Raw genomic sequence first — 24,136 nt, forward strand, 5'->3', positions numbered from 1 at the left:
GGCTTGCCGGCGGCCTTGAGGACCTTGTTCAGGAGCGTCAGGTCGTAGATGCCGGCCAGGTCGGGCTGCTCGATCAGCTTGGCCTTGACCGCGTAATCGGCCTGCGCCTTCAGCGTCGAGGCCAGCGGGTCGTCGGTGACCACCAGGCTCTGCCAGGCCGGATCGATGATCTTCGCATCGAGCGGCTTGCCGCTGTCGGCCGCCAGCTTGGCGTTGGCCGAGGCCTTGGCCTTGTCCGGGTTGGCGTTGATCCACTCGTTGGTTTTCACCGTGCCCGAGAGGACCGCCTCGACGACGTCCGCGTGCTCCTTGAGGAACTTCTGCGACACGATGATGTTCGTGATCACGAACTTCTTGCCGGGCCACAGGTCGGCCTCGTCGAGGAGGACCTTGGCGCCCTCGGAGACGAGCTTCGAAGCGGTGGGTTCCGGGACCCAGGCGCCGTCGATGGAGCCCTGCTTGAAGGCGTCGGGGGTGACCTTGTTGTCGGTGCGGACGACGGAGACGTCGCCCTTGCCGGATTCGGGGTCGACCGACCAGCCCTTCTCCGCGATCCAGTTGAGGAACGCGACGTCCTGGGTGTTCCCCTTCTGCGGGGTGGCGATCTTCTTGCCCTTGAGGTCGTCCAGGGTCTTGATCCTGTCCGGGTTCACAACGAGCTTGACGCCGCCGGAGGCCGAGCCGGAGATGATCCGCAGGTTGGAGCCCTTGGACTTGACGTAGCCGTTGATCGAGGGCGAGGGGCCGATGAAGCCGATGTCGAGGGAGCCTCCGTTGAGGGCCTCGATCTCGGACGGGCCGGCGTTGAAGGACTGCGGCTTGATCGTGGTGCCGCCCAGCTCCTTCTGGATCAGGCCCTCCTGCAGACCGACCAGCGCGGTGGCGTGCGTCAGGTTGGGGAAGTACCCGATCCGGACCTCGGAGGCCGACAGCTTCTGGCCCCCGGGCGCAGCCGCGCCGGCCGGCTTGTCCACCGCCTGGGACCCGTAGCCGCAGGAGGCGAGGACGCCGATCAGCAGCGGCAGTGCGGCGACGGCGGCGACGCCGCGGCGCAGGGTCTTGCTGGTGTTGCGGGTGGCAGGCACGGGAGGACTTCCTCTCGTGACGCGGTCATCTCATGACGCACGTCTTCGTTCATGGAGCAGTGGCGGGTACGGCTGGTGGGGGGCGGAGGCGCGCATGCGGTGCGCGTACGTCAACGCCCACATCGCGTCACCCCTCCCTGGCCGCTGCCGAGGGCGCCGCTGCCCACGCGGCCGCCCTCCTTGGCGAAGGTGGAATAGGAATCGGCCAGCATGACCTAGAAGTCCCAGCCTTCTTCGTCCGCCACGGCCGCCTGGTCCTCGCCCCGGGCCTTGGAGGCGAAGGACTCGCCCGCCATGCCCGCCGCCAGCGTGGTGCCGTCGGCCGGGTCGATCAGCAGGAAGGACCCGGTGCGGCGCGAGTCGGCGTACGCGTCGAGCGCGAGCGGCTCGGCGGTGCGGACGACGACGCGGCCGATGTCGTTGGCCACCAGCTGCCCGGGGTTCGGGTGCTGGGACAGGTCGTCGAGGGTCAGCCGCGAGGGGATCTCCTTGACGATGGCCTTGACGGTACGGGTCGTGTGCTTGATCAGCACGCGCGCACCCACGGCCAGCGGCTGGTCCGCCACGTGGCAGACCGTCGCCTCGACGTCCTGCGTGGTGGCCGGCGCGCTCGCGGACGGCGCGATCAGGTCGCCGCGCGAGATGTCGATGTCGTCCGCCAGACGCAGCGTCACCGACTGCGGGGCCCAGGCGATGTCGACGCTCTCGCCGAGCGCGTCGATGCCCACGATGGTGCTCGTACGGCCCGAGGGCAGCACGGTCACGGCCTCGCCGACGCGCAGCACGCCGGAGGCGATCTGGCCCGCGTAGCCGCGGTAGTCGGGGTGCTCGGCGGACTGCGGACGGATCACGTACTGCACCGGGAAACGCGCCGGGCAGGCGGTGAGGTCGTGGCTGACGGGCACGGTCTCCAGGTGCTCCAGCACCGTCGGGCCGCCGTACCAGTCCATGTTCGCGGACGGGTCCACCACGTTGTCACCGGCCAGGGCCGAGATCGGGATCGCGGTGATCTCCGGGACGCCCAGGTCCGAGGCGTACGCCGTGAACTCCTCGGCGATGGCCGCGAAGACGGACTCCTCGTAGCCGACGAGGTCCATCTTGTTGACGGCCAGGACCACGTGCGGGACGCGCAGCAGCGCCGCGACGGCGGCGTGCCGGCGGGTCTGCTCGATCACGCCGTTGCGGGCGTCGACCAGCACCACGGCCAGGTCGGCGGTGGAGGCGCCGGTGACCATGTTCCGGGTGTACTGCACGTGCCCCGGGGTGTCCGCGAGGATGAACCGGCGGCGCGCGGTGGCGAAGTAGCGGTACGCGACGTCGATGGTGATGCCCTGCTCGCGCTCGGCCCGCAGGCCGTCGGTGAGCAGCGCGAGGTCGGGTGCCTCCTGGCCGCGGGCCTGGGAGACCGCCTCGACGGCCTCCATCTGGTCCGTCAGGACCGACTTGGAGTCGTGCAGCAGCCGGCCCACCAGGGTGGACTTGCCGTCGTCGACGGAACCGGCGGTCGCGAAGCGCAGCAGGGTGGTCGCCGACACATCGGCGAACTGCTCGGTCGTGCTGGTCATGACTAGAAGTACCCTTCGCGCTTGCGGTCTTCCATCGCGGCCTCGGACATCTTGTCGTCGGCGCGGGTCGCGCCCCGCTCGGTGAGGCGCGAGACGGCGATTTCGGCGATCACGGCGTCCAGCGTGGCGGCGTCGGAGTCGACGGCGCCGGTGCAGGACATGTCACCGACGGTGCGGTAACGGATGAGACGCGTCTCGGGCGTCTCGCCCTCCTTCGGGCCGCCCCACTCGCCGGCTGTCAGCCACATGCCGTTGCGCAGGAAGACCTCGCGCTCGTGGGCGAAGTAGATCTCGGGCAGCTCGATGCCCTCACGGGCGATGTACTGCCAGACGTCCAGCTCGGTCCAGTTCGAGAGCGGGAAGACGCGCACGTGCTCGCCGGGAGCGTGGCGGCCGTTGTAGAGCTGCCACAGCTCGGGGCGCTGGCGGCGCGGGTCCCACTGGGAGAACTCGTCGCGCAGGGAGAAGACGCGCTCCTTGGCGCGGGCCTTCTCCTCGTCGCGGCGGCCGCCGCCGAAGACGGCGTCGAACTTCAGCTGCTGGATCGCCTCGGTCAGCGGGACGGTCTGCAGCGGGTTGCGGGTGCCGTCCGGGCGCTCGCGCAGCTTGCCCGCGTCGATGTAGTCCTGGACGGACGCCACGTGCAGGCGCAGGCCGTGCTCGGCGACCGTGCGGTCGCGGTACTCGATGACCTCGGGGAAGTTGTGCCCGGTGTCGACGTGGAGCAGCGCGAAGGGCACCGGCGCCGGCGCGAACGCCTTCAGCGCCAGGTGCAGCATGACGATGGAGTCCTTGCCGCCGGAGAACAGGATCACCGGCTTCTCGAACTCGCCCGCCACCTCGCGGAAGATGTGCACGGCCTCCGACTCGAGGGCGTCGAGGTGCGACAGCGCGTAGGGCGCGTCGGCGTCGGACTCGGTGTGCACGTGTGCGGCGGTGGTCATGCCAGACCCCTCTCGGTGAGCAGCGCGTGCAGGGCCGAGGCCGACTCCTGCACGGTCTGCGTGTGCGACTCGATACGGAGGTCCGGGGAAGCCGGCGCCTCGTACGGGTCGTCGACCCCGGTCAGACCGGAGATCTCGCCCGCCGCCTGCTTGGCGTACAGACCCTTCACGTCACGCTCGGAGCACACCTCGACCGGGGTGGCCACGTGCACTTCGAGGTAGTTCGTCTCGGCGGCGGCGTGCCGCTCGCGGACGGCGTCACGGCTGTCCGCGAACGGCGCGATCACCGGCACCAGCGCCTTGACGCCGTTGCTCGCGAGCAGTTCGGCGACGAAGCCGATCCGCTGCACGTTGGTGTGCCGGTCCTCGCGGCTGAAGCCCAGTCCGGCGGAGAGGAACTCGCGGATCTCGTCCCCGTCGAGTACCTCCACGCGGTGGCCCTCGGCGCGCAGCCGCTCGGCCAGCGCGTAGGCGATGGTGGTCTTGCCCGCGCTCGGCAGCCCGGTCAGCCACACGGTGGCGCCCTGGTCGCTCACGCTCATCTGCTCTGTCTCCGTAAGTTCTTCGCTGGTCGTCATCAGCCGTGCAGTCCGCACTCGGTCTTGCCCCGCCCGGCCCAGCGGCCGGCCCGCGCGTCCTCGCCCTCCGCCACGCGGCGGGTGCAGGGGGCGCAGCCGACGGAGGCGTAACCGTCCATCAGCAGCGGGTTGGTGAGCACGCCGTGCTCGGCGACGTACGCGTCCACGTCGTCCTGGGTCCAGCGGGCGATCGGCGAGATCTTGACCTTCTGCCGCTTCTCGTCCCAGCCGACCACCGGGGTGTTCGCCCGGGTCGGGGACTCGTCGCGGCGCAGGCCCGTCGCCCACGCGGTGTACGCGGTCAGGCCCTCTTCGAGCGGCTTGACCTTGCGCAGCGCGCAGCACAGGTCGGGGTCGCGGTCGTGCAGCCTGGGGCCGTACTCCGCGTCCTGCTCGGCGACCGTCTGACGCGGGGTGAGCGTGATGACGTTGACGTCCATCACGGCCTCGACCGCGTCACGCGTGCCGATGGTCTCCTCGAAGTGGTAGCCGGTGTCGAGGAAGACCACGTCCACGCCGGGCATCGCCCGGGAGGCCAGGTGGGCGACGACCGCGTCCTCCATGGAGGAGGTCACGGCGAACTTCTTGCCGAAGGTCTCGGCCGCCCAGGTGAGGATCTCCAGCGCGGAGGCGTCCTCGAGGTCCCGGCCCGCCCGCTCGGCCAGCGCCTTCAGTTCCGCGGTCGTGAATCCGTCCGCCTTGAGATCTGCGTCTTGAGCCGTGGTCATATCTCGTCCCCTCCAGCGGTGTCGGACCGAACGCCCCGGGCCAGCAGCCCGAGGTACTTCAGCTGGAAGGCCCGGTTGCAGGCCCTGCATTCCCAGGCGCCGTGGCCCGTCTCGTTCGGAAACAGGTCCTCGTCGCCGCAGTACGGGCAGTAGAACGGTGCGGCGCGCTCGCTCACGAGAGGTCCTCGTCCTTCGCACGGGTCACCCAGGCGGCGAAGCGCTCGCCGTCCTCACGCTGCTCCGAGAAGCGCGTGACGACCCGCTCTACGTAGTCCGGCAGACCGGCCGAGGTGACCTTGAGGCCGCGGACCTTACGGCCGAAGCCGGCCTCCAGGCCGAGGGCGCCGCCCAGGTGGACCTGGTAGCCCTCCACCTGGTTGCCGTCGTCGTCCAGGACCAGCTGGCCCTTGAGACCGATGTCCGCGACCTGGATACGGGCGCAGGCGTTCGGGCAGCCGTTGATGTTGATGGTGAGCGGCTCGGCGAAGTCCGGCAGGCGGCGCTCCAGCTCGTCGATCAGCGAGGCGCCACGGCCCTTGGTCTCGACGATGGCCAGCTTGCAGAACTCGATGCCGGTGCAGGCCATCGTGCCGCGGCGGAACGGGGACGGCTTGACCCGCAGGTCCAGCGCCTCCAGCGCCCCGACGACCGAGTCGACCCTGTCGGCCTCGATGTCGAGGACGATCATCTTCTGCTCGGCGGTGGTGCGCAGGCGGCCGGAGCCGTGCTGCTCGGCGATGTCCGCGATCTTCGTCAGGGTGGCGCCGTCGACGCGGCCGACGCGGGGTGCGAAGCCGACGTAGAACTTGCCGTCGTTCTGCTGGTGCACGCCGACGTGGTCGCGCCACTGGCCGCTGGGCTGCTCGGGCGCGGGGCCGTCGGTCAGCTTGCGCTTCAGGTACTCGTCCTCCAGGACCTGGCGGAACTTGGCCGGGCCCCAGTCGGCGACGAGGAACTTCAGGCGGGCGCGGGTGCGCAGGCGCCGGTAGCCGTAGTCGCGGAAGATCGAGATGACGCCCTCGTACACGTCCGGGACCTCGTCGAGCGAGACCCAGGTGCCGAGGCGCACGCCCAGCTTGGGGTTGGTGGAGAGACCGCCGCCGACCCAGACGTCGAAGCCGGGGCCGTGCTCGGGGTGGTTCACGCCCACGAACGCGATGTCGTTGATCTCGTGCGCCACGTCGAGCAGCGGCGAGCCGGAGACCGCGGACTTGAACTTGCGGGGCAGGTTCGAGAAGTCCTTGTTGCCGACGATGCGGCGGTAGATCTCGTCGATGGCGGGGGTGCCGTCGATGATCTCGTCCTGGGCGATGCCGGCCACGGGCGAACCGAGGATGACGCGGGGCGTGTCACCGCAGGCCTCGGTGGTGGACAGGCCGACGGCCTCCAGGCGGCGCCAGATCTCGGGGACGTCCTCGATCCGGATCCAGTGGTACTGCACGTTCTGGCGGTCGGTGAGGTCGGCGGTACCGCGCGCGAACTCCTCCGAGATCTCGCCGATGACGCGGAGCTGCTCGGTGGTCAGCCGGCCGCCGTCGATGCGGACGCGCAGCATGAAGTACTTGTCGTCCAGCTCCTCCGGCTCCAGGATCGCGGTCTTGCCGCCGTCGATCCCGGGCTTGCGCTGGGTGTAGAGGCCCCACCAGCGCATACGGCCGCGCAGGTCGTTGGGGTCGATCGAGTCGAAGCCGGCCTTGGAGTAGATGTTCTCGATGCGCGTCCGCACATTGAGACCGTCGTCGTCCTTCTTGAACTGCTCGTTGCCGTTGAGGGGGGTGTGGTGTCCGACGGCCCACTGGCCCTCACCGCGGTGACGACCGGGCTTGCGGCGCGCGGCGGCTGCGGGAGCTGCGGCTGCGGGCGTTTCGGGGGTGGCGGCCATGGCGGTACGTCCTTCTTCGGCGGCTCAGGGCGGAGGGCAGGAGAGCAGGGGGTGGTGATGGAGTGGCCCCGGCACAGACTCTGACGACGCTGAGCGGGTGCGGCCGGTCGCCGCGCCTTCGCCGGGGTGGCCGGCGGGCAGGGCGGGGCGGTGTTCGGCCTTCAGGGGGCGGCGTTGACCGGCGCTTCCACGGCGACGATGCCGGGATTGCGGCGATGTGCGGCGGTTGCTGGTTCCGTCAGCGCGCCGGACAGATGGCGCTGGACATGCGGCCGAGGTCGACGTGCCGCCGACTCACCAAGGCAATTCCAGCTCCATTCATGACGGAAGCGTGTCATGTGCCTCTTGGAGGAGTCCACTAGTGTCCATTATTCGGACGAACTCGTCCCGAAGTGTGGGACGAGTGACGGGGGTCACTCCCCGGGTCCCGGCGGAGCCGGGGTCGCGGAGTGACCCCCGGAGCGGTCAGGCGCCGGCTCGGGCGCCGCCTCAGGGGCCGGCTCAGGGGCCGGCTCAGGGGCCGGCTCAGGGGCCGGCTCAGGCGCCCGGCCAGGGGCCCGGAGTCGGGGTCTCCTCCTTGGGCTCCGTCTCCGTTCTGAAGACCTTGAAGCCGCGGCGCTCGTAGTTGGCCATCGCCGTCGGACCGTCCTGGCTGCACGTGTGCACCCAGACCCGGCGGGTCGGGGTCCGCCCCGGCCAGCGCTCCGCGAGGTCCCACGCCCGGGCGACGCCCACCGACAGCAGGTGCCCGCCTATCCGGCGGCCCCGGAAGTCCGGGAGCAGCCCGAAGTACATGATCTCCACCACCCCGTCGTCCTGCGGGTCGAGCTCGACGTACCCCGCCGGGGTGCCCCGGTCGTACGCCACCCACGTCTCCACCCCCGGCCGCCCGAGGTACTCCACCCACTGCGCGCGGGTCAGGCCCAGCCGGTCCGTCCAGTGGATGTCGCCGCCCACGGAGGCGTAGAGGAAGCGGCTGAACTCCGGGGAGGGGACCTCCGAGCGTGAGACGGTGATCTCGGGACCCGGGACGGCCGCCGCGACCAGATCGTCCGGCGAGTTCATTTCGAGGGACCAGGTGGTGAGGGTGATGGTGCTCATGCACCTCAGGGAATCACATGCCCCAGCCGCCGACGGAGGGTCCTTCGGCTCCCTTCCCTCCCAGCCGGGCCCGGATCACCGACGGCGCCGTGGAGTGCGGGAGCAGCGCGGCCGGGTCCGGCGGACGGATCAGCTCCACCTCGACGTCCGGCGCGAAGCGGTACGGCCGGTGGGTCAGCACGCCCGCCAGGTGACGGCGTACGCGCGACAGCTCCGCCCGCACCGTCACCGTACGGGTCGGGTCCCCGAACAGCTCCGCCGCCAGCTCCGCCGCCGAGCACCCGCGCGGGTTCTCCGCCAGCAGGAACAGCAGCTCCGCGTGGCGCGGGCTCAGCTCATGCACCCAGCTCCCGGCGGCCCCGTACACCGTCGCCGAGCAGGCTCCCGACCGGCCGAGGTCGAGGACGACCCGGGTCACGGCCGTGCCCGTGCGCTCCCCGGCGATCCGCAGCAGCCAGCCGCCCGGCAGCGGCTCCACCGCGCACTCGCCCAGCTGCGCCACCCACACCCGGCCCGGCCCGAAGCCCTTCGGCAGCGGGATCCGCTCCGGGGGCACCATGCCCGTGACGGCCGCCGTCCAGCCGTTCGGGTCGACGGCGAGCGCCCTTCCCGGAAGCCGGGCCAGCAGCGGGGCGGCCACCGCCCGCAGCCGCTCCAGCGACTCCAGGTGACGCACCCGCAGCTCCCGCTCGGCGAGCCGGGCCACCGAGCTCACCCACGCCAGGGTCGCCGGGTGCATGGTGGCCAGCGGACCGCTGACGTCGACGACGCCCAGCAGGCGCCCGTCGCGCGGGTCCCGTACGGGCGCGCCCGCGCAGGTCCAGTCGTGGTGGCTGGAGACGAAGTGCTCCGCCGAGAACACCTGGACGGGCCGCCGGGCCACGAGCGCCGTCCCCACCCCGTTGGTGCCGACCACGGCCTCGTCCCAGTCGGCCCCCACCGCGAAGCCGAGCCGGTCCGCCTTGCGCAGGATGGAGGAGTGGCCCTCCCGCCACAGCAGCCGCCCGTCCGCGTCGGCGACGACCATGATGTGCAGGGCCTCGTCCAGGGCCGGCAGCAGCCCCTCGCGGAGCACCGGCAGGATCTCCCGCAGCGGCGAGCCGTGCCGCCGCTCCTCGGTCTCGGCGGCCGAGAGCACCCGCGAGCGCTGGTCCCGGTCCGGGTGCACGCCGCCGGCCATCATCCGGCGCCAGGACGCCGCGATCTCCGGTCTCGGCGGGGCCGGCGGCCGGGACCCGGCCAGTGCGGCCTCCCGTACCCCCTTGAGCAGGCGTGCGGCCTCCCGCGCGTCCATGGCCGAGATGCGTGCCGCGTCGACCGCGCCGCCTGTGGCGTTCACCACCGGAACCTCCCCGTCGAACAGGTCGTGCCGAGCGAGCCGCCCGTGGTCCTCGGCCGCCGTTCCCCCGGCACCCGCAGGGCGACTGTCGCACCAAGGGTTGCAACCCCATGCAACTCTCGCCAAGTCCCGGTCGGCCGACCGAAACTGTGCGGACGCCGCAAGGCGGCGTGACAGCTCCTCCTCGGGGCTCTTCCGGACCAGAGGTGGTGCCGAGTCGGCGCGGCGCCACCTCTGGCCCGGTCAACGGGCCCGGATCCCGGCTCGGAACGGTTTGGGGACCGTACACGGGAGCCCGGCGGCTCCCTCCTAGCCCGCGATCCGCGCCCGTTCCACCACCGCACCGAGGTCCAGGCTGTGCGGGAGCGTGCCGAAGGCCGTACCCCAGTCGCCGCCCAGCCGGGAGGCGCAGAACGCGTCGGCCACCTCGGGCGGAGCCCACCTCACCAGCAGCGACCCCTGGAGCACGAGCGCCATGCGCTCCACCACCCGGCGGGCCCGGGCCTCGATGCCCTCCAGGTCGGCGAGCTCGGTGAGCAGGTCCTTGACGGCCGAATCCAGCCGGTGGTCGGCGCCCCGGGCCAGGCCGATCTCCTGGAGGAAGGCGCCGAGGGCCTGCGGCTCGCGCTGCAGGGCGCGGAGCACGTCGAGGGCCTGGACGTTGCCCGAACCCTCCCAGATGGAGTTCAGCGGGGACTCGCGCAGCAGCCGCGGGAGCCCGGACTCCTCCACGTAGCCGTTGCCGCCCAGGCACTCCAGGGCCTCCGCCACCATCGGCGTGCAGCGCTTGGTCACCCAGTACTTCGCGACGGGCACCGCGAGGCGCAGGAAGGCCTTCTCCTGCTCGGTGCCGGCGTCGTAGGCGGCCGCGAGGCGCAGGGTGAGGGTGGTGGCCGCCTCCGACTCCAGGGCGAGGTCCGCGAGCACGTTGCGCATCAGCGGCTGCTTGATGAGCGGCGCTCCGAAAGCGGAGCGGTGCTCTGCGTGGTGAACGGCCTGCGTCAGCGCCTGGCGCATCAGCGAGGCAGAGCCGATCACGCAGTCCAGCCGGGTCGCCGCGACCATCTCGATGATGGTCCGCACCCCCCGGCCCTCCTCACCCACCCGCCGTGCCCAGGTCCCGTCGAACTCCACCTCGCTCGACGCGTTCGACTTGTTGCCCAGCTTGTCCTTCAGCCGCTGGATCGCGAACACGTTGCGCGTGCCGTCCGGCAGCACCCGCGGCACCAGGAAGCAGCTCAGCCCGCCCGGAGCCTGCCCCAGGACCAGGAATCCGTCGCTCATCGGCGCCGAGCAGAACCACTTGTGCCCCGTCAGCAGGTACTCGCCGGACGCGTCCAGCGCCTTTGCCCTCGTCGTGTTCGCCCGTACGTCGCTGCCGCCCTGCTTCTCCGTCATTCCCATGCCGAAGAGCACCCCGCCCTTCCCGGCGGCCGGCCGCAGCCCCTCCTCGTACACGTGCGAGGTCAGCCGGGGCTCCCACTCGGCCGCGAGCTCGGGGTCCGTCCGCAGCGCCGGCACGGCGGCGTGCGTCATCGAGACCGGGCAGCCGTGCCCCGCCTCGGCCTGCGACCACACGAAGAACCCGGCCGCGCGGCGCAGGTGCCCGGCCGGGCGGCCCCAGGCGTCGGTGAGCCCGGAGGTCACGGCGTGCCCGAGCAGCCGGTGCCAGGCCGGGTGGAACTCCACCTCGTCGATCCGGTTGCCGTACCGGTCGTGCGTGCGGAGCTTCGGCGGGTTCTCGTTCGCCTGCGCACCCCACTCCTGGGCCTGCGCCGAGCCGGCGGCCCGCCCGAGCGAGGTGAGTTCCTCCCGTACCTCGCCGAGGAGTTCGGGCTCCGCGGAGGCGAGGTGGCGCTCGACGCCCTCGGTGAGCGCCCGGTCGCCCCCGTAGACGTCGTGGCCCACGAGCGGCGGGGCCTGGTTCGTGACTGTGTGGGTGGTGGCTGCCATGCGGATACCGTAAGGACGTGCAGCCAGCAAAGGAAAGCTCCGAGCGGATCCCGGGACGCCCGGGACGGCTCCACCGGGCCCGCGCCCTCTACCGCAACGTGTCGAAGCGGAAGATGGGCTGGCTGCTGCTGAAGGACACCGTCAATTCGTGCATCGAGTACCGGATCCTCGGGCTCGCGGCGGAGGCGGCCTTCTTCACGCTCCTCTCGCTGCCGCCGCTCTTCCTGGGCCTGCTGGGCCTGCTCGGCTACGTGGACGGCTGGACGAACACCCAGTCCGTGCAGAGCATCGAGGAGAACATCCTGAACGCGGTCGGCACCGTCCTCTCCGACCGGGGCGTCAACGAGATCGCCAGACCGATGCTGGACGACGTCACCAGGAGCGGCCGCCCGGACCTGATCTCCCTCGGCTTCGCCATCGCCCTCTGGTCGGGCTCGCGCGCCGTCAACGTCTTCATCGACACCATCACCGTCATGTACGGCCTCGACGGGCAGCGCGGCATCGTCAAGACCCGGCTGCTGGCCTTCCTGCTGTACGTGGTCGCGCTGCTGATCGGGGCCATCGTGCTGCCGCTGATGGTGGTCGGGCCCGACGCGGTGGTGAGGCTGGTGCCCTGGGGCACGAACGTGATCGCGGTCCTGTACTGGCCGACGGTCACCCTGCTGTCCATCGTCTTCCTGACGACGCTCTACCACGTGTCCGTGCCGGTGCGCTCGCCGTGGATCGAGGACGTGCCGGGCGCGCTGGTCGCCCTGGCGATGTGGGTACTGGGCTCGTTCCTGCTGCGGATCTACCTCACCAACACGGTGGAGGGCCCGACGATCTACGGCTCCCTGGCCGCCCCCGTGGCCGTGCTTCTGTGGATCGGCATCTCGGCCTTCGCGGTGCTGGTGGGCGCCGCGGTGAACGCCGCCATCGACCGTGTCTGGCCCTCGGTGGCGACGGCGGCGGCGCGCGAGGCGAACGAGCGGGCCCGGGAAGCGGAAGCCGCCCAGCTGATCGCGCGGGCCGCCGCGTGGCGGGCCCTGGCCGAGGGCGAATCGGAGGACGACGAGGACGGTGGCGCCATGCCGTCGGAGTTCCCCGAACGCTGGTCGAAGTTCCTGCCGCCGGAGGACTACTCCTCGCGGCTGCGCAAGCACTGAACGGCCCCGGCCGGTGCCCCGGGGCGGTTCCGTGCTCCTTCCGTGCTCCTTCCGTGCTCAGTCCTTGGACCAGACGACGAGCCGGCCGCTCACCGTCGGGCTGTACTCCTTGCTGCTCTCGTCGATGAGGGCCATGGCCACGGAGCCCCGGTCGGTGACGGAACACACCGCGGCGCCCTTCACGAGGCCGCGTCCCTGGGCGTCGGAGCCGCCGAGCTGCACGGGGCCGAAGCCGGTGCCCGCGGCCGCCCGGCAGCTCTCGAAGGTCTGGGGCTGTCCCGCGCGCAGCACCCCCACCTGCCGGCCGGTGGTCGACATCAGCTTCACGTACGCCGGTGCGTCGCCGGAGTTCCCGCACCCGAGGCTCTCCGGCCGGTACTCCAGCTCGATGGCGGCGGTCTGCTCCGCGGCCGGTCCCTGACCGGCGTACTTCACCGTCACTGACGTGGACACCCCGGCGTCGAGGTCGACGAGCTGCGTCTCGCCGCACGGCGGAGGGGCGATGCCCCACCTGCCCTGCTGGGTCCGGAAACCGGCGGGGGCCGTCAGGTCCGGACCGCTGCCCGACGGACCGGGGGAGGCCGAGGACGGGGCGGGCAGGGGCGCGACCTTCGCCCCGGACGCCGACGGCGAGGGCGAGGAGGGCGAGGAGGACGATGCCGAGGGCTGGGGCGACGCCGGGCCGGCCGTCGCGGGAGCCGCCCCGCTCGCGGCGGGCGGCGACGCGGTGTCGTTCTTCGCCGAGGTGGCGAACAGCGTCGCCACCGTCCCCACCACCGGGACGACGATCCCGATGACCCACCAGGCCCAGCGCGGCGGGTGGCCGGACGGCGCGGCGGGCGGCGCGGGGGCCGCGTACGGCCCTGCGTACGGCCCCGCGTACGGCTGTACGTGCGGCGGCTCGGTCGGCCTCGGCGGAACCCTCCCCGGATCGGGCTGTCCGACTGTGTCCGTCACTTCTCAACTCCCCCTGATGTCAACGGATGCGGTGACTTTACCGCCCGCTGATCTTCGGGGATGGCTTGGTTTGCCGGGGTGCACGAGGAAGCGCCGTCGCACGTGGTTTCCGGGGCCGTGGTGTGGCGGGCCGCGGGCCGTGGCCCGCCGGCGGGGCGTGCTGCCCGACGGCCGGCACCGCGCCCGCGCTGCCCGGCGTACCGGCGCACGTGCTGCGGGACCGGCGCGCCGAGCTCGCCGACCTGTGGCCGCGGCGGGAGGTCCGGCGGCGGTGGCCGCCGGGCGCGCGGCCGGAGCCGGGCCGCCCGACGGCTTCGCCTCCGAGGTGACGGCCCGGCTCCGCGCGGGGGAGACCGTGTCCGGGATCGCGGCCGTCGCTGGGGATCGGGGAACGGCGGCTGCACCGGCGCTTCCTCGACGCCTTCGGGTACGGACCCCGCGCCCTCGGCCGGATCCTGCGGCTGCGGCGCACCCTGGTCCTGGCCCGCGCGGGGACGGCGTACGCGGAGGTCGCCCACACCGGGGGCCACGTCGACCAGGCGCACCTCGCCCAGGAGGTCCGCGCGCCGGCCGGGACGACGCTGAGCGCCTACGCGGGGCCGGCCGGCGCGAAGAGGGAGACCTCGCAGCCGTCCGGGTCGAGGACCACGTCGTAGCGCCGGCGCCAGAAGGCGTCCCAGGGCTGGAGGTGCCCGGTGTGGCCGGCGCCGGTCAACTCGGCGTACGCCGCGTCCACCTCGGCGGGGGAGTCGCACGGGAAAGCGAGACCCGCGCGGCCGTCGCCGTCCGGGCGGGTCCACGACGGGTCGAAGGAGCGCATGGTCGCCTCGGTGTCCCAGCCGATCCGCAGCCCGCCGGGGCCGGCGGCCTCGACGTACGGCTGCCCGTCGGCCTCGGCGGGGATCTCCGGGCCGAGGGGGCGGTAGAAGCCGAGCGAGGCGGCCATGTCGGAGACGACGATGCCGATCATGTCGAGTCGGGGGGTCATGGGGCCAGGCCGGGCACGGCCCGGCGGGGGAGTCCTGAACGAATCGGACACGGCCGCCGCCATGTATTGACGGTCCGTCAGTTCCGGGTGCAGCTTGTACCCGGAGGCCGATGTCAGTCCCGGGAGGGTCCGTGCCGCCCCCGGCCGCCGCGGCCCGGTCCCGCACCGGGCCCCGCCGGGCCGCCCTCGTGGAGGCCCTCGGAGCACTGTGGAAGGGACCCCACGCATGATCCCCACCGGCGAAGTCGACCTGCTCGAGGACACCTGGTCCCGCGAGGTCCCGCACGAGCAGTTCACCCGGCTGCGCCGGGAGGACCCCGTGCACTGGCACGAGATCCCCGGCCCCCACGAGGGCTTCTACGCCGTCACCCGGCATGCCGACGTCAAGGCGATCAGCCGCGACCCGGAGCTCTGGTCCACGGAACTCGGCTCCTTCATGGTCCGCGACCAGAGCCCCGAGTCCCTGGAGTCCCTGCGCCTGGTCCTCCTCGGCATGGACGCCCCGCGCCACTCCCGCTACCGCGCGCTGGTCAGCGCGGGATTCACCCCCCGGGTCGTGCGCCGCCTCGCCGACCGGATCGGCGAACGGGCGGCCTCGCTGGTGGAGACGGCCGTCACCCCCGGCCGGGCCATGGACTTCGTGGACGAGGTGGCCGCGTGGCTGCCGATCCAGACGATCTGCGAGATGGTCGGCGTACCGACCGGCGACGAACGCCTGGTCTTCGACTGGAGCAACCGGATGGCCGGCGGCCAGGACCCGGAGCTCTCGGCGGGCAAGCACGACAGCGACCTCGCGGCCGCCGAGATCTACGCCTACTGCGACGCCCTCACCGCCGAACGGCGGGCGCACCCGCGCGAGGACATCCTCTCGACCCTGGTCCATGCCGAGGTGGACGGCGACCGGCTCACGCAGCACGAGATCAACATGTTCTTCGTACTGCTCTGCGTCGCGGGCAACGAGACCACGCGCAACCTGCTGTCCCACACCGTGCTCGCCCTCGCCGGACACCCCGCCGCCCGCGCCGAGCTCGCCGCGTCCCCGCAGGACGAGGCGCTGTGGAACTCGGCCACCGAGGAGTTCCTCCGGTGGGGCGGATCGATCCACAACTTCCGGCGCACCGCCACCCGCGACACCGTCCTGCGCGGCCGCGCCATCCGCGCCGGCCAGAAGGTCGTCACGTACTACACCTCCGCCAACCGGGACGAGGACGTCTTCGAGGACCCCTTCACCTTCGACATCCGCCGCACTCCGAACGAGCACCTCGCCTTCGGCGGTGGAGGCCCCCACTTCTGCCTCGGCGCCGGCCTGGCCCGTACGCAGATCAAGGCGCTCATCCGGGAACTGCTGCGGCGGCACCCCGACTTCGGCCTGGCCGGTGAGGTCCGCCGGCTGCGCTCGGACTTCATCAACGGCATCAAGTACCTTCCGCTGCGCTTCGGTTGACCCGCCCGTCCGCCCGTCCGCCCGCCGCCCGTCCGTCCGCCGCCCGGCGTGCGGCCACCACGGCGCACGCGGCCGCCAGCGGCAGCTCCGCCGCCAGCGCCATCAGCAGGGCCGTCCCCTGCCCGGAGGTCCCGGCCGAGGTCGTCACGTCGAACCAGGCGTCCATCGCCAGCAGCGCGGCCGTCGCGGCGGCCACGGGGGAGGCCCGGGGATCCCGTTTGCGCAGCAGGGTCCCCGTGCCGGTCAGCCCGGCGGCCAGCATCAGGTCCAGGCCGATCCACGCGGTGGACCAGTTGGACACCTCGGTGGTCTGCGGCAGGGTCTTCGCCAGGACGAGCATCCACGGCACCAGCGCCACCCCCGCCCCGGTGAGCACCGTGGCGAGCCGGGGCGCACGCAGACGGCCGGGGAACGGTCGGGTGCCGGGCTGCCGGATGCGGAACTGCCGGGCGCGGAACTGCCGGGCGCGGAACTGCGGGGCGACGAGCGTCATGGCTTCCGGGTCTCCTCACGGCGGCCCGCCGGTCCGTCCGCCGGGCACGCCCTCAGCCTCGTCCGCCGGACCGCCGGGATCAGTAGCCCCACCGTCCGAACCGGGGGTGGTGCCAGGTACACCCCCGCCCTGGCACCAGCGTGATGGCACCCCTCCGACCAGTGCGATTACCGTACGGGGCATGGCACTTCGCGGCGCGCTGAGGCGTACGTACACATGGACCGCGGCGCACGCACCGTGGTCGGTGTGGGCCCGGCGCAACACCGCCTTCACCGCGGCCGCGATCCCGGTGGCGCTGCCCGCCGCCCTCGCCCTGGCGTACGCGGTCGTACCGCCCGGCCACAGCCCCGTCGCGGTCCTCCTGCTGTTCGTCCTCAGCCCGCTGCTCACCACCCTCCAGCGCGGCCGTTTCTGGGCCCTGCTCGACCTCGACGTGCCCGAGGTCGTGCACACCGAGCGCTGGTGGCGGCCGCGCGGAATCCTCGAACGGGTGCGCTCCGAGGCGACCTGGCGCCAGTACGGCTACCACCTCGTCGTCAGCCCGCTCGTCGCCGGGGCCGGTGCGCTGGTGGTGCTCGCGTGGGGCGCGGGCGCCGCGGGCTCCACCGTGTACGCGTGGGACTGGGCCCTGCCACACCCCGACCGGAGCCCCGACCCCGACCTGATGACCGCGGCCGGGGTCCTGCTCCTGCTGTGCGCGCCCTGGCTGGCCGCGCTCGCCACCCGCGTCGACGCCTTCGCGGCGGCCGCCCTCCTCGGCCCCAACCGCTCCCGCGAACTGGAGCGCCGCGTCGAGGACCTCGCCGAGAGCCGGGCAGGCGTGCTGGACGCCGCAGACCTCGAACGCCGCCGCATCGAACGGGACCTGCACGACGGGGCCCAGCAGCGCCTCGTCGCGCTCGCCATGAACCTCGGCATCGCCCGCGCCACCCTGACCGAGCTGCCGCCCGAGGCCAGGGCCGTCATCGACGAGGCCCACCGCGAGGCCAAGGAGGCCATCGAGGAGCTGAGCAACCTGGTACGTGGCCTGCACCCGGCCGTACTGGAGGACCGCGGGCTCGACGCGGCGCTCTCCGGCATCGCGGCCCGGGCCCCGTTCCCCGTCGACCTGACCGTGGACATGGCCGCCCGGCCCGGCCCCACGGTGGAGGCCGTCGCGTACTTCGTGGTCTCCGAGGCCCTCGCCAACGTCGCCAAGCACGCCCGGGCCGGGCGCTGCTCTGTACGCGTCGAGAGCACCGGGGGAGGCCGTACGGGCGAGCGGCTGCGTGTCACCGTCACCGACGACGGGGTCGGCGGAGCCGATCCGGCACGCGGCACCGGCCTGGTGGGCCTGCGCAAGCGCGTAGGGTCGGTCGACGGAACCATCAAGATCACCAGTCCCCTCGGGGGACCGACCGACATCACCGTGGAGCTGCCGTGCGCGCCGTGATCGCCGAGGACTCCGTCCTGCTGCGCGTGGGCCTCGTCAAAGTCCTCGACATGGCCGGGTTCGACGTGGCCGCCGAGACCGGCGACGCCGAGGCGCTGCTCGCCGCCGTCGAGGAACACCGACCCCAACTCGCCCTGGTCGACGTGCGGATGCCGCCCGGCTTCACCGACGAGGGAGTGCGGGCGGCGCTGATGATCCGCCGTCAGTACCCCGACACGGCCGTGCTGCTGCTCTCCCAGTACGTGGAGGAACGCTACGCCGCCGATCTGCTGGCCACCCGCAGCGGAGCGGGAATCGGCTACCTGCTCAAGCAACGGGTGGCCGACGTGGAGGAGTTCGTGGACGCGCTGCGCCGCGTCGCCGCCGGCGGCACCGCGCTCGACCCCCAGGTCGTCGCCCAGCTCATGCTGCGCCGGGGCGGCGGACCGGACCCCCTGGAGCGGCTCACCCCGCGCGAGCGGGAGGTCCTCGCCCTGATGGCGGAGGGCCGCTCCAACGCGGGCATCGCCACCGAACTCGTCGTCAGCGAAAGCGCGGTGGCCAAACACATCAACAGCATCTTCACCAAGCTCGACCTGCCGCCGGCCGACGGAGACCACCGCCGGGTCCTCGCGGTCCTGCGCTTCCTGGACGGCACGCCGTGAAGGCCCCCGCCGCACCGGCTCCGGCCGCACCGGCCCCCGCCGGGCGGCCTTCCGGCCGGTCGCGGCGCGCGCACCGCGGGGCCTGGGTCGCGGCGGCGCTGCTCGGCGCGCTCCTGGTCCTGCTGCCGGCGGCCTGGCAGGCCTGGTCGCTCGGGGCCGTGCGGGACGGAGTCATCCAGGGAGGCGGCGACGGCCGCCCGGTGAGCGCGCTGGAGATCGTGGGCGGCGACGCGGACATCACCGTCACCCCCCGCGGGGACCGGCAGGTCGGCTACCGGGCCGAGGTCAGCTGGTCGCTCACGGCGCCCTCCGTCGAGACCAGCCGGCTCGGTGACGCCCTGCGGCTGACCGCGCGCTGCCCCGGCGCCGACTCCTGGCGGGTCGTCGCGGCCGGCTGCTCGGTGAAGCTGGCGGTGACCGTGCCCGCGGGGATCCCGGTGAAGGTGACGGCCCGCTCCGGCCGGGTGTCCCTGACCGGCCTCGGCGGCACCGTCGACGCGGAGGTCGACTCCGGCCGGCTGGAGATCAGCGGGCTGCGCGGAGCCCTGCGGGCCAAGGTGGACTCCGGCAGCCTCCACGCCGCCGACCTCACCTCCCCCCAGACCGACGTACGGGTCGGCTCCGGCCGCGCCGCGATGTCCTTCCTCGCCCCGCCGGAGCAGGTCGTCGGGAGGGTCGGCTCCGGCCGCCTGGCCGTCTTCGTACCCGTGGCCACCACCTTCCGCACCACCTGCGAGGCCGGCAGCGGCCGTTGCGAGGTCCCGGACGGCCTGCGCGACGCCGCCGCACCGAGGACCCTGGACATGGCGGCGGGCTCGGGCCGCGCACAGGTCCTCTACGGGCCGTGACCTGCTCCCCGTGGTCGGCCGGAAAAAGAATTGGCGGGGGAGCGAAGGCACTTGTTACGGTGTGGACGTTCCCGCCGAGGACTGGCAGGGAGCAGCCAGCACGCGATTGATCCGGAGGTGAGTTCATTGATGACTGTCGTCACGCAGGGCGCTGCCCGCACTCAGAAGGCCATCAATGTCACTTCCGTGGTCTCCGGCTGACCTCACACCTCTTCCCACGCACCACGCCGCCTGCGAGCGGGCGGGTGCGCGCTGCCGGGGCCACCCTGTGAAGGGTTCCCCTTGTCTCTCTCTTCTTCGTCCTCCTCTGCCTCCTCCCACGCGCACGCTCTCGCCCCCCTCGGCTGGGACGACGCCTGGGCGGCCGAGTTCACCCCCTACGCCGAGCAGGGCCTCCTGCCCGGCCGGGTCGTACGCGTCGACCGCGGCCAGTGCGACCTCATGACCGCGGACGGCATCGTCCGCGCCGACACCGCCTTCGTCACCCCGCACGACCCGCTCCGGGTCATCTGCACCGGTGACTGGGCCGCGGTGGAGGCGGGCGGCAACCCGCGCTACGTGAAGGCGTACCTGCCGCGCCGGACCGCCTTCGTACGCTCCACCTCCTCGCAGCGGTCCGAGGGGCAGATCCTCGCCGCCAACGTCGACCACGCGATCATCGCCGTCTCGCTGGCCGTGGAACTCGACCTCGGGCGCATCGAACGCTTCCTGGCACTGGCCTGGGAGTCGGGAGCGCAGCCGCTGGTCGTTCTCACGAAGGCGGACCTGGTCCCGGACCCGGTGACCCTCGGGCACCTGGTCCAGGACGTGGAATCCACCGCGCCCGGGGTCCAGGTGCTGACCGTCTCCTCCCTCACCGGGGAGGGCACGGACGTCCTCGCGGCGGTGGTCGGCAGCGGTACGAGCGTGCTGCTGGGCATCTCGGGCGCCGGAAAGTCCACGCTGGCCAACGCGCTGCTCGGCGAGGAGGTCATGGAGGTCCAGGCGGCCCGCGAGGTCGACGGCAAGGGCCGCCACACGACCACCACCCGCAACCTCCTCGCCCTGCCGGGCGGCGGCGTGCTGATCGACACCCCCGGGCTGAGGGGGGTCGGGCTGTGGGACGCCGAGGCGGGCGTCGGCCAGGTCTTCTCGGAGATCGAGGAGTACGCGGAACGCTGCCGCTTCCAGGACTGCGCGCACGAGTCGGAGCCGGGGTGCGAGGTGCTGGCCGCGGTGGACGCGGGTGCGCTGCCGGAACGCCGGCTGGAGAGCTACCGCAAGCTGCTGCGGGAGAACCAGCGGATCGTGGCGAAGACGGACGCGCGGCTGCGGGCGGAGCTCCGCCGTGACTGGCGGCTCAGGTCGGCGGAGGGCCGGGCGAACTATGCCGCGAAGCGGGGCGGCCGGGGCTGACCTTCGCGGGGTGCCGGGTGCCGGGTGCGGGGTGCCGTGGCCGAAGCCGCTGCGCGGAGCCGGTCCCCTACCCGCCCTTCCACCGTTACCCGGGCCTCCGCCCCGGACCCCGCGCCTCAAACGCCGGCGGGGCTGGATAGGGGGCTCCGCCCCGGGTCCCGCGCCTGGAACGCCGGCGGGGCTGGAGGGCGGGGGTTCCGCCCCGGGTCCCGCGCCTGGAACGCCGGCGGGGCTGGATGTGCCGGCCGTCCAGCGTCCGGGGACCAGGTCCGGGCGGAGCCCGGGATCTTTCCAGCCCGTCCGGCGTTTGAGGACCGGGTCCGGGCCGCGCCCGGGGAACGGTGGAAGGGCGGGGAGGGGCGGCTCCGCGCAGCGGCACCCCGCTTCCACCCCGGGCAGGGGCAAGGGCATCACAGGCCCCACGTGTGCACCCGCTCCGGGTGGATGCGGATCACCTCCGGGCTGAAGTGGGGCCCGAGGCCGTGCGGGCCCACCTCCAGCTCCGCACGCCCCCGGATCTCGATGCCGCGCACCCGCCACGGACTGGTGCTCACCAGGTCGTCGACCACCAGCGCCAGCCGCGGGTTCCCCCGCAGGTTGCGCCATTTCTTCGACGCGCCCATCGCCATTCCGCCGACCAGGATCGTCCCGTCCTGCTGCGGGAAGAAGCCCACCGGGTTCACCTGCGGCTGCCCCGCCGCGTCCACCGTGGCCAGCCGGCCCAGGTGCTGCGAGCGCAAGTACGCCTGTTCCGCTTCGCTGAAACCGTCGAATTCCCTCATGCCGCGAGCCTCTCAGGCGCGACCGCCTCCCGCATCGGGCCGCAGCCCTACGTCCGCGGTCCCGGCCGCCTTCTCGTCGGCGTCCGCCAGCCAGAAGTACACCGGCGCCAGCACCAGCTCGACGACCATCAGCGCCACCTGGAACCCGTGCGGCCACCCGTGCACGGCGAGGGACAGCAGCCGCCCCGCCGCGCCCAGCAGGAACACCGCGGCCAACCAGCGGACCACGCCCGCCGGGACCGGCGACCGGCGGCCCGCCCAGAGCCAGGCCAGCCCGTAGCCCGCGAACGTCGCGCCCAGGAACCGGCCCAGGCTGTCGACCGTGGCACCGGCCCCGGTCGCCCCCGGCACCGCCGCGTTCCCCAGGAGCACGTGCGCGAGCCCGATCGCCACGCACGCGGCGCCCATCGTCCGTACGAGCCATTTCAGAGCCCTGGCCTTGGTCATGGTCCGACCCCACCCCTCGCTGGTAGACGCACGTCAACTAACGCTGCCACCAGTACGCGCGCACTAGTAGACATATGTCAAGTAGCATCGCCCCGTGCCTCCCCGTCAGCGCCTCACCCCCACCGAGCGCCGCGCCCGCCTCCTCGCCGTCGGCGCGCAGCTCTTCGCCCAGCACCCCTACGAGGACGTGCTGATGGAAGACGTCGCCGAGCGGGCCGGCGTCTCCCGCGCGCTGCTCTACCGCCACTTCGCCGGCAAGCAGGACCTGTTCGCCGCCGTCTTCCGGCAGGCGTCCGACCGGCTGCTGGAGCAGGTCCCGCTCGACCGGCCCGGCGACCTGCTGGGCCAGCTCGTCGAGGGGCTCGACGTCCACCTCGACTACTTCGTGGCCCACCGCAACACCGTCCTCGCGGCGAACCGCGTCCTGGCCGGCGACCCCGTGGTCCAGACGATCATCGACGGTGAGCTGGACGCCCTGCGCACCCGGCTCCTCGGCGTCCTCCCGCTCGCGGACGACTCCGTACGGGACGCCGTGGCCGCGGTCCTGAAGAGCTGGCTGGTGTTCGTCCGGGTGCTCTGCCTCGACTGGCTGACCACCGAGACGTGCACGCGCACGGAACTTCGCGACACCTGCGTCGGAGCCCTGCTCGGAGCTCTGCGCCCGTTCCTGCGCGAGGACCTCGCCGGGCGGCCGGCCTGAGCGCGCCGCCTACTGCGCCAGCACCGCCCCCACCCACGCCCCCACGACCAGCAGGCACGCGAAGAGTTCCACCAGCACGCTCGTCCCCACCGCACGCATCACCGTCCGCACCGAGGCCCACGCCTCCCCGTGCGTGCCGAGGCGCAGCCGCTCGCAGAGGTAGACACCGCCCACGAAGCCGGGGACGGATCCGATCACGGGGACCAGTACGAAACCCAGCAGCGCGCCCGCGCCCGCGAACACCGCCATCCGCCGGGTGACCCCCAGCCCGCGCAGCCTGCGCGGCGGGAGCTGCCACTTCACCACCTGGATCACCAGCAGCAGCGCCGTCGCCGCGACCAGCAGCGACCAGGCCGGCGCCGAGCGCTCGTGCAGCGCCCACCACATCACCCCCGCCCACACCAGCAGGGTCCCCGGGACGCCGGGCACCATCACCCCGACCACCCCGAGGAGCAGCACCAGCCCCACCAGGAGCAGCTGAGGCAGATCCATGCTGCTCAGCCTGACCGACCAGGGGCTATCGGGCCACCCAGCCCCGCTCGTAGGCGTGCCAGCCGAGCTGCATCCGCGTCGTGACCCCCGCCAGTTCCATGAGCCCCTTCACCCGGCGCTGCACCGTCCGCAGGCCCAGCTCCAGGTGCTTCGCCACGCTCGCGTCCGTCAGACCCGCCAGCAGCAGCGAGAGGATCTCCAGGTCGGTGGCGTCGGGCGAGCCGCCGCCCTCCTCCGCCGTGCCCGACGCGCCCAGCCGCAGCGGCAGCGACTCCCGCCAGACCGCCTCGAACAGGCCCATCAGCGATTCCAGCAGCCCCGACGCGTGGACGACGAGCGCCGCCGGTTCCGAACCCCGCGAGGTCAACGGCACCATCGCCAGGCTGCGGTCCGCGATCACCAGCTTCGTCGGGACCTGCCCCGTCACCCGGATCCGCTCGCCACGGGCCAGGGCCGTCGACGCCTCCCGGATGCCGCGCGGCAGGGTCAGCACCTCCCGTTCGATGACCACCCGGTAGTCGACCCCGCGCACGGAGGCCCGTTCCTCGGACTCGTTCTCCGTACCCGTCACCACCTGGGGCCGGCCGCTGACCAGCGCGCACACCTCCTCCGCCGCGCCCAGCTGGAGCTGGTGGAAACGGTGCGCCACCGCGCTCGCGCCCTGCACCACCTCCACCAGGTCGTGCACCGCGGGCTCCGCCGCCTCCGCCCGGTACTCCTCCGCCAGCAGCGCCGCGGCCAGCTCGGCCTGTTCCAGCTCGTGCCGCTGCTGCGTGAGCAGGGCCCCCAGGGCGACCCCCGGCGGGGCCGCCACCCAGCGGCCCGGGCGGGCCGAGGACTGCGCGGCCAGGCCGTGGCGCTCCAGATGGCGCAGCGTCCGCTCCGTCTGCGACACCGGCAGGGTCAGCCGGTGCGCGAGATCGGGGGCCTCGGCCGCGCCCATCGCCACCAGGGCGCGGTACGCCGACTCCTGGCCCTCGTCCAGGCCTATGGCACCCAGCAACCCGCCCACCCCTCTCGACACAGCGCCTGGCGGGAAGCGGCCACGGCGCAAACCCGCCGCGGACATCATCGCCGCACCACCCGCCCCTCTGTAAAGGTCGTGCCACCGCAGCACCGACATCCGCCGGCCGTAAGCCACTTGAGCGGCAGCTTTGCCGTGCGAGCAGCAGTTGGCCGGAATTGACCTGGGGA

General features: G+C 72.9%; 26 protein-coding genes. 8 read left to right on the forward strand and 18 right to left on the reverse strand.

Features of this window, described 5'->3' with window-relative positions:
- The 11 genes from ACZ6Y1_RS06195 to ACZ6Y1_RS06245 all read right to left on the reverse strand — a co-directional run.
- Window positions 1-1,085: aliphatic sulfonate ABC transporter substrate-binding protein (locus tag ACZ6Y1_RS06195; RefSeq protein ID WP_469623746.1), on the reverse strand; the 1,085-nt coding region annotated here is incomplete at its 3' end.
- A gap of 215 nt (window positions 1,086-1,300) precedes the next feature.
- On the reverse strand, window positions 1,301-2,650 hold the full coding sequence (locus tag ACZ6Y1_RS06200; protein ID WP_469623749.1) for a sulfate adenylyltransferase subunit 1: 1,350 nt from the start codon (window positions 2,648-2,650) through the stop codon (window positions 1,301-1,303).
- Between the two features lie 2 nt (window positions 2,651-2,652).
- Window positions 2,653-3,594 (reverse strand): sulfate adenylyltransferase subunit CysD, encoded by a 942-nt coding sequence (gene cysD, locus ACZ6Y1_RS06205; RefSeq protein ID WP_469623752.1) that lies wholly within the window; start codon window positions 3,592-3,594, stop codon window positions 2,653-2,655.
- Window positions 3,591-4,136 (reverse strand): adenylyl-sulfate kinase, encoded by a 546-nt coding sequence (gene cysC, locus ACZ6Y1_RS06210; protein ID WP_469623756.1) that lies wholly within the window; start codon window positions 4,134-4,136, stop codon window positions 3,591-3,593. Before cysC ends, cysD begins: the two co-directional genes overlap by 4 nt.
- Window positions 4,137-4,171: 35 nt before the next feature.
- Window positions 4,172-4,900: a phosphoadenylyl-sulfate reductase gene (locus tag ACZ6Y1_RS06215; protein ID WP_469623759.1), complete on the reverse strand. Its 729-nt coding sequence runs from the start codon at window positions 4,898-4,900 to the stop codon at window positions 4,172-4,174.
- Window positions 4,897-5,076, reverse strand: a complete 180-nt coding sequence (locus ACZ6Y1_RS06220; RefSeq protein WP_030155436.1) for a hypothetical protein — start codon at window positions 5,074-5,076, stop codon at window positions 4,897-4,899. The genes ACZ6Y1_RS06215 and ACZ6Y1_RS06220 overlap by 4 nt, the downstream gene beginning before the upstream one ends.
- Window positions 5,073-6,782 (reverse strand): nitrite/sulfite reductase, encoded by a 1,710-nt coding sequence (locus tag ACZ6Y1_RS06225; RefSeq protein WP_469623763.1) that lies wholly within the window; start codon window positions 6,780-6,782, stop codon window positions 5,073-5,075. The genes ACZ6Y1_RS06220 and ACZ6Y1_RS06225 overlap by 4 nt, the downstream gene beginning before the upstream one ends.
- Window positions 6,783-7,020: 238 nt before the next feature.
- A complete protein-coding gene (locus ACZ6Y1_RS06230; RefSeq protein WP_312847410.1) occupies window positions 7,021-7,104 on the reverse strand; it encodes a putative leader peptide in 84 nt (27 codons plus the stop codon).
- A gap of 215 nt (window positions 7,105-7,319) precedes the next feature.
- Window positions 7,320-7,883 (reverse strand): GNAT family N-acetyltransferase, encoded by a 564-nt coding sequence (locus tag ACZ6Y1_RS06235; protein WP_469623767.1) that lies wholly within the window; start codon window positions 7,881-7,883, stop codon window positions 7,320-7,322.
- A gap of 13 nt (window positions 7,884-7,896) precedes the next feature.
- A complete protein-coding gene (locus ACZ6Y1_RS06240; RefSeq protein ID WP_469624845.1) occupies window positions 7,897-9,177 on the reverse strand; it encodes a helix-turn-helix domain-containing protein in 1,281 nt (426 codons plus the stop codon).
- A 354-nt stretch (window positions 9,178-9,531) separates the two neighbouring features.
- Window positions 9,532-11,175: an acyl-CoA dehydrogenase family protein gene (locus tag ACZ6Y1_RS06245; RefSeq protein WP_469623771.1), complete on the reverse strand. Its 1,644-nt coding sequence runs from the start codon at window positions 11,173-11,175 to the stop codon at window positions 9,532-9,534.
- Between the two features lie 17 nt (window positions 11,176-11,192).
- Between ACZ6Y1_RS06245 and ACZ6Y1_RS06250 the strand changes: the two genes are divergently transcribed.
- Window positions 11,193-12,320, forward strand: coding sequence for a YihY/virulence factor BrkB family protein (locus tag ACZ6Y1_RS06250; protein WP_469623774.1), 1,128 nt, complete (start codon window positions 11,193-11,195; stop codon window positions 12,318-12,320).
- Window positions 12,321-12,377: 57 nt separating this feature from the next.
- Here ACZ6Y1_RS06250 and ACZ6Y1_RS06255 read toward each other — a convergent pair whose 3' ends face one another.
- The gene (locus tag ACZ6Y1_RS06255) at window positions 12,378-13,277 is read right to left on the reverse strand and encodes a hypothetical protein (protein WP_469623777.1); all 900 of its coding nucleotides are present in this window, start codon (window positions 13,275-13,277) and stop codon (window positions 12,378-12,380) included.
- Window positions 13,278-13,675: 398 nt separating this feature from the next.
- Between ACZ6Y1_RS06255 and ACZ6Y1_RS06260 the strand changes: the two genes are divergently transcribed.
- Window positions 13,676-13,933 carry a hypothetical protein gene (locus tag ACZ6Y1_RS06260; protein ID WP_469624847.1) on the forward strand — a complete coding sequence of 86 codons (258 nt, stop codon included), beginning with the start codon at window positions 13,676-13,678 and terminating at the stop codon, window positions 13,931-13,933.
- On the opposite strand, the gene ACZ6Y1_RS06265 is transcribed toward ACZ6Y1_RS06260, so the two are convergent.
- Window positions 13,867-14,265, reverse strand: a complete 399-nt coding sequence (locus ACZ6Y1_RS06265; protein WP_469623781.1) for a VOC family protein — start codon at window positions 14,263-14,265, stop codon at window positions 13,867-13,869. The genes ACZ6Y1_RS06260 and ACZ6Y1_RS06265 overlap by 67 nt on opposite strands.
- A 226-nt stretch (window positions 14,266-14,491) precedes the next feature.
- Here ACZ6Y1_RS06265 and ACZ6Y1_RS06270 point away from each other — a divergent pair, with 226 nt between their 5' ends.
- Window positions 14,492-15,709 (forward strand): cytochrome P450, encoded by a 1,218-nt coding sequence (locus tag ACZ6Y1_RS06270; RefSeq protein WP_469623784.1) that lies wholly within the window; start codon window positions 14,492-14,494, stop codon window positions 15,707-15,709.
- Here ACZ6Y1_RS06270 and ACZ6Y1_RS06275 read toward each other — a convergent pair.
- Complete coding sequence (locus tag ACZ6Y1_RS06275) at window positions 15,681-16,202, reverse strand: hypothetical protein (RefSeq protein WP_469623788.1); 522 nt, start codon at window positions 16,200-16,202, stop codon at window positions 15,681-15,683. The genes ACZ6Y1_RS06270 and ACZ6Y1_RS06275 overlap by 29 nt on opposite strands.
- A gap of 181 nt (window positions 16,203-16,383) precedes the next feature.
- On the opposite strand from ACZ6Y1_RS06275, the gene ACZ6Y1_RS06280 reads away from it, so the two are divergent.
- The 4 genes from ACZ6Y1_RS06280 to rsgA all read left to right on the forward strand — a co-directional run bounded on the left by ACZ6Y1_RS06280 (window position 16,384) and on the right by rsgA (window position 20,521).
- A complete protein-coding gene (locus ACZ6Y1_RS06280) occupies window positions 16,384-17,634 on the forward strand; it encodes a sensor histidine kinase (protein WP_469623791.1) in 1,251 nt (416 codons plus the stop codon).
- Entirely contained in the window at window positions 17,622-18,278 is a 657-nt protein-coding gene (locus ACZ6Y1_RS06285) for a response regulator transcription factor (RefSeq protein WP_469623795.1), read from the forward strand. Before ACZ6Y1_RS06280 ends, ACZ6Y1_RS06285 begins: the two co-directional genes overlap by 13 nt.
- A complete protein-coding gene (locus tag ACZ6Y1_RS06290) occupies window positions 18,275-19,126 on the forward strand; it encodes a DUF4097 family beta strand repeat-containing protein (RefSeq protein ID WP_469623798.1) in 852 nt (283 codons plus the stop codon). Before ACZ6Y1_RS06285 ends, ACZ6Y1_RS06290 begins: the two co-directional genes overlap by 4 nt.
- A 282-nt stretch (window positions 19,127-19,408) precedes the next feature.
- Window positions 19,409-20,521, forward strand: coding sequence for a ribosome small subunit-dependent GTPase A (rsgA, locus tag ACZ6Y1_RS06295; protein WP_469623801.1), 1,113 nt, complete (start codon window positions 19,409-19,411; stop codon window positions 20,519-20,521).
- A 410-nt stretch (window positions 20,522-20,931) separates the two neighbouring features.
- Here rsgA and ACZ6Y1_RS06300 read toward each other — a convergent pair whose 3' ends face one another.
- Window positions 20,932-21,303, reverse strand: coding sequence for a PPOX class F420-dependent oxidoreductase (locus ACZ6Y1_RS06300; protein WP_469623807.1), 372 nt, complete (start codon window positions 21,301-21,303; stop codon window positions 20,932-20,934).
- A 12-nt stretch (window positions 21,304-21,315) separates the two neighbouring features.
- Window positions 21,316-21,750: a DUF4345 domain-containing protein gene (locus ACZ6Y1_RS06305; RefSeq protein WP_469623817.1), complete on the reverse strand. Its 435-nt coding sequence runs from the start codon at window positions 21,748-21,750 to the stop codon at window positions 21,316-21,318.
- A 94-nt stretch (window positions 21,751-21,844) separates the two neighbouring features.
- Here ACZ6Y1_RS06305 and ACZ6Y1_RS06310 point away from each other — a divergent pair, with 94 nt between their 5' ends.
- Window positions 21,845-22,450 (forward strand): TetR/AcrR family transcriptional regulator, encoded by a 606-nt coding sequence (locus tag ACZ6Y1_RS06310; RefSeq protein ID WP_469623820.1) that lies wholly within the window; start codon window positions 21,845-21,847, stop codon window positions 22,448-22,450.
- A gap of 9 nt (window positions 22,451-22,459) precedes the next feature.
- On the opposite strand, the gene ACZ6Y1_RS06315 is transcribed toward ACZ6Y1_RS06310, so the two are convergent.
- Window positions 22,460-22,942 (reverse strand): DUF456 domain-containing protein, encoded by a 483-nt coding sequence (locus tag ACZ6Y1_RS06315; RefSeq protein ID WP_469623822.1) that lies wholly within the window; start codon window positions 22,940-22,942, stop codon window positions 22,460-22,462.
- A 25-nt stretch (window positions 22,943-22,967) separates the two neighbouring features.
- The gene (locus ACZ6Y1_RS06320; RefSeq protein WP_469623825.1) at window positions 22,968-23,945 is read right to left on the reverse strand and encodes a helix-turn-helix domain-containing protein; all 978 of its coding nucleotides are present in this window, start codon (window positions 23,943-23,945) and stop codon (window positions 22,968-22,970) included.
- Between the last annotated feature and the right edge of the window lie 191 nt (window positions 23,946-24,136).

The sequence above is a fragment of the Streptomyces sp. NPDC053432 genome (genome assembly GCF_055585365.1).